Below are 3,615 nucleotides of genomic sequence, written 5' to 3'. Positions count from 1 at the left end.
CCCGGGCGTGGCCGTAGAGCAGCCCGGCCGACAGCGAATCGGCCCGCACCACTTCCACGAAGCTCACTCGCCCCGCCTCGTCGAGCGGCAGCGTTTGGGCGCTGGCCCCAGGGGCGGCCAGCAGCAGGCAGGCAAGCAGGCACAAGGCAGCGAACGAATACATGAATCCCAGCAGAAAAAGGTGAGAAAAGCACAGATAGCGCAGCCATTAAGCCGCGTCGAGAGTGGCCGCCGTGCCGGGTGCAGCCGAAGTATCCGGCCGGGACCCGCGGCGCACACCGCTGCAACGAGGTGCGCGCAATACCCCAGCGGCGCCTGGCACGGCGGCCCCGCTCCCACTCAATACTTGTAGATAAACGCCACGCCCAGTGTGGTCTGGCTACGCTCGCCCTGGCCTAGGGCATTCTCATAATAAGCGCTGGAAGCCAGGTCGTAGCGCAGCTCGGGTTTCAGCAGCAGCTTGCCGGCCCCCAGCGTCACGGGAGCCGTGAGCGTCACGGACTGGTTGCGGGTTTGCAGGTAGCGCACGGCGTGCTGGTCTTCAAAATACTCGTAGCGCAGGCCCAGCCCTACTACGTCGCAAAAGGCATAGTTGGTGTAGAGGGCCACCCCGCCCCAGTCGGGCGTGGTGCTGCCGTATTTTTCCGAGCAAAAGTTCGTTTCGGCACTCGACTCGGTGTTGAAGCTGTAGCGGCCGTAGGCGGCATTCAGGCCCAGGTAGAACTTGGGCGTCACTTGGTAGTTGGTCGTCAGGTCGAAAAGCTGGCGGGTGTAGTTGCCGCAGCCGTTGGGCAGCGCGCCGCTGCTCACCAGCGAGTTCAGGTAGGTGTCGTCGCCGTAGCCGCCAATCCAGTTCAGGTACACCGTCCAAGTGGGCAGGGGCTTGCACACAAACTGCCCGACCAGCGACTTCTGCTTGTTGTCGTCGGTGAGGTTGTCCCAGTTGTTCACTACGCCCAGCATCAGCGAAGTGCGGTCGTTGAAGGCGTAGTTGGTTTTGAGGCCGACGTGGTAAAAAGGTCCGTTGTTAAACAGGTTCGACAGCGAGTAGTGGTAGTTCAGCGGCGCATCAATCACCTCGTAGCCGATGTGCGTGCCGAACTGCCCCACCGTGAAGCTGAGCTTTGGCGTGGCCCGGTACGTGAAATAGGCCTGCTTAATGGCCGCCGACGTGCCATACAGCGCCGCCCCGTAGGGCGACTGCGGCCGGTAGCCATTCAACACCCCGGCCGTGTTGCCGAAGTTGCCCAGCTCGGCGTTGGGCCCAAAGGTGAGGTCGACCACCATGTCAGTTTTACAGCTGGCGTAGCCCACCTTCACCTGCACCAGGCCCAGCGCAAACTGGTCAGTAAGCCGGTCGAAGGCCCGCCCGGCCAATTGGTCTACCCCTAGCAGGTTGCCCGACTTGGGCCGGTTGAACGCCGTGAGGTAATAAGAATCGAGGTAGCCCGAAATGGAAAGCTTGCCGGTATCGGTCGAATCAGTCTGGGCAAAGGCCAGCGAGCCCGAAAAGATTAGCAACAGCGAGAGTAATGTTTTCTTCATGAGCACAGAAAAAAAGTTGACAAATCAGACCTGCTACCCGGCAAAACTTCGAAGCTTTTTTACCTCAAACTCACCTGTATTTTTAGATGCCTATTACATAAAATACTACCTCAAAACCACAACACCCCCTCTCATCACAGGGCATTTTCCAACAATCGATAGCTAATTATCAGATATACCCCCTGGCATTTCAACCGCTTATCATATTTTTTGTGATTTTTTCAAATCTAGTTGTCGCGATTTTTAAATCCGCGCATTTCCTGTGTTATCATTATGTTACCAACACGACATATGTACTTGAAAGTGAACGCGCAAACGTTGGCACCTATGCTTTAAACCCTCTCACAACTATTCACTAAAAACCCGCAACAGGCCGTGTAATGCCGGTTTTCGTGGTGCGCGGCAGCGGTGAGTAGCACAGACGGGCCCCGATGCGGCGGCATCTTTGCGTAACCGTAGAATGAGCCGAAGTTTTTCGGTTGTCTACCACCCTGGATTTATGCAGCTGCCTCCGCTGCGCCTGTTTTCGCTTTCGTCTCCATGCCCGATTCTCGTCCGGCCGCGCCTTCGCGGGCCACGCTGCTCACCGCTTTTGCGCTCGTTTACCTCATCTGGGGCTCCACTTATCTGGTGATGAAGTTTGCCGTGGCCAGCATGCCACCGCTACTCATGGCCGGCACGCGCTATGGGCTGGCCGGCGGGCTGCTCTATGGCTTCATGCGCTGGCGGGGCGAGCCCGCCCCCACCCCGCGCGGCTGGGCCTACGCGGCGTTTATCGGCGTGTGTTTGCTGGGCTTCGGCAATGGCGGCACCACGCTGGGCGTGATGTACCTGCCCAGCGGCATCACGGCGCTGCTGGTGGCCACGGTGCCCATGTTTCTGGCGGTGCTGGGATGGCTGAGCGGCATTTCGCCGCGGCCCACCAAGTGGGTGTCGCTCGGGTTGGGCGCGGGCATGGCGGGCATGTACCTGCTGGCGGCGCACCCCACGGCCACGGCCGTGAAAGTGCCGGGCCACCTGGGCCTGGGCATCGGGGTGGTGCTGCTGGCCTCGCTGGTGTGGTCCATTGGCTCGCTCTACGCCAAAAACCACCAGCCGGCGCAGTCGCCCTTCACCTCGGGCGGCATGCAGATGCTGTGCGGCGGCGCGGCCATGCTGCTGGTGGGCTTGGTGCGCGGAGAGGCCGACGGCTTCACGCTGGCGCAGGTCACTACTAAGTCGTGGTGGGCGTTTGCCTATCTGGTTACGTTCGGGTCCATCGTGGCGTTTTCGGCCTACATCTGGCTGCTGCGGGCCGTCGAGCCCGCCCTGGCCGGCACCTATGCTTTCGTGAACCCGGTGGTGGCCGTGCTGCTGGGCTGGGCCTTCGCCGGTGAAGTGCTTAACCCTCAGATGCTGGGCGGCGCAGCTCTTATTGTGCTGGCCGTGGGCCTAGTGGTACTGGGTGGTAAAAAAATTGCACCAAAATAATAGTGCAACCGTTTGCTCGGGTGTTACGTATGGGCGTACCTTAGGCTTTTACTCCCACCAGCCCGCTATGTCAAACCAAACTACGTTACCCGATATCCAATCTGCGCGCGATGTGCAGGCGCTGGTAGATGCCTTCTACCACAAAGCCAACCACGACGAGTTGCTGGCTCCGGCCTTCCAAGCCGCCGCGCACGTGTACTGGCCCCGCCACCTCATCAGCTTCTACGAGTTCTGGTCGTCGGAGCTGCTCTCGGCCCGGCCCAATTCCGCGCCCCGCCCGGTGCCCGCGCACCTGGCGCTGCCCCGCTCCACCTCGCACCAAAACCGCTGGGTGCAGCTGTTCGATGCCGCCGTGGAAGAACAGTTTGCCGGCCGTTGCGCCGGCCGCGCCAAATCGGTGGCCCGACAGGTGGCCGCCGCGCTGGCCGAAGGCATGCCCCACTACCACCCCCTGCCCGTCGATTAATTCCCGCTTTCCCCGCCTGCAATCCACCCAATAGCAACGCCCCCGGGCTGGCCGTCACACGACGAGCCGCCCGGGGGCGTTTTGCTTTTTGGCTGAAGAAGCCGAATTACCGGCCCCGGTGGTCGGGCTGCGCG

The 3,615-nt window shown here is 61.1% G+C and carries 3 protein-coding genes; 2 read left to right on the top strand and 1 reads right to left on the bottom strand.

The window, feature by feature from the left end; translation table 11 throughout:
• Positions 1-339 precede the first annotated feature (339 nt).
• Positions 340-1,545 carry an outer membrane beta-barrel protein gene (locus ACYVDE_RS17360; RefSeq protein WP_460502808.1) on the bottom strand — a complete coding sequence of 402 codons (1,206 nt, stop codon included), beginning with the start codon at positions 1,543-1,545 and terminating at the stop codon, positions 340-342.
• 540 nt (positions 1,546-2,085) lie between these two features.
• Here ACYVDE_RS17360 and ACYVDE_RS17355 point away from each other — a divergent pair.
• A complete protein-coding gene (locus ACYVDE_RS17355; RefSeq protein ID WP_460502807.1) occupies positions 2,086-3,015 on the top strand; it encodes a DMT family transporter in 930 nt (309 codons plus the stop codon).
• Positions 3,016-3,082: 67 nt separating this feature from the next.
• The gene (locus ACYVDE_RS17350) at positions 3,083-3,481 is read left to right on the top strand and encodes a group III truncated hemoglobin (protein WP_460502806.1); all 399 of its coding nucleotides are present in this window, start codon (positions 3,083-3,085) and stop codon (positions 3,479-3,481) included.
• The last annotated feature ends 134 nt before the right edge of the window (positions 3,482-3,615 follow it).

The sequence above is a fragment of the Hymenobacter agri genome, from assembly GCF_054778495.1.
Note: the sequence above shows the minus strand (reverse complement) of the source record. Positions and strands in the feature narration are given on the sequence as shown.

Bases quoted from the DNA above. Each gene is read 5' to 3' on its own strand.
- ACYVDE_RS17350 (WP_460502806.1), top strand. From the start codon at position 3,083: ATGTCAAACCAAACTACGTTACCCGATATCCAATCTGCGCGCGATGTG.
- ACYVDE_RS17355 (WP_460502807.1), top strand. From the start codon at position 2,086: ATGCCCGATTCTCGTCCGGCCGCGCCTTCGCGGGCCACGCTGCTCACC.
- ACYVDE_RS17360 (WP_460502808.1), bottom strand. From the start codon at position 1,545: ATGAAGAAAACATTACTCTCGCTGTTGCTAATCTTTTCGGGCTCGCTG.